We start from the raw sequence: 338 nt of genomic DNA, 5'->3' as shown, positions 1-338 counted from the left end.
ATAAACTATATCGCACGCAGACTTTCCACTTTGAAGTTTGGAGGCGAACAGCATACCTGCTTGCCGGTGATTCGCACTGACCGCCTCATTTATATTCGGTCCAGATGTCATGATCCAGCGCTCTCCCAAACTGGCAACAGTATCTGAATCGTCTTTTTCCTTGGGGGATGCCAATATATTTATCCAGTAATCTGCCACGGGCTTTGGCGTCGTAAAATAGATATCAGAGAACATCCATACACCTGTACCACCACCAACAGGATCGAGTGTTACCAACATCTTGACTGTATAACCTCGCTCTTTCAAAATCGAGGTCAAATGTGCACCATTCCACCCCC

The 338-nt window shown here is 46.4% G+C and carries 1 pseudogene; it reads right to left on the bottom strand.

Going from position 1 to position 338, the window contains the following annotated elements:
* A pseudogene (locus tag BK660_RS32510) lies at nucleotides 1–318 on the bottom strand (alpha/beta hydrolase); the annotation flags it as partial.
* Nucleotides 319–338 lie beyond the last annotated feature (20 nt).

It is taken from the genome of Pseudomonas brassicacearum (genome assembly GCF_003732265.1).
GTDB lineage: Bacteria > Pseudomonadota > Gammaproteobacteria > Pseudomonadales > Pseudomonadaceae > Aquipseudomonas > Aquipseudomonas brassicacearum_D.
The sequence above is the reverse complement of the archived record's forward strand: the minus strand, read 5'-3'. Positions and strand labels throughout refer to the sequence as shown.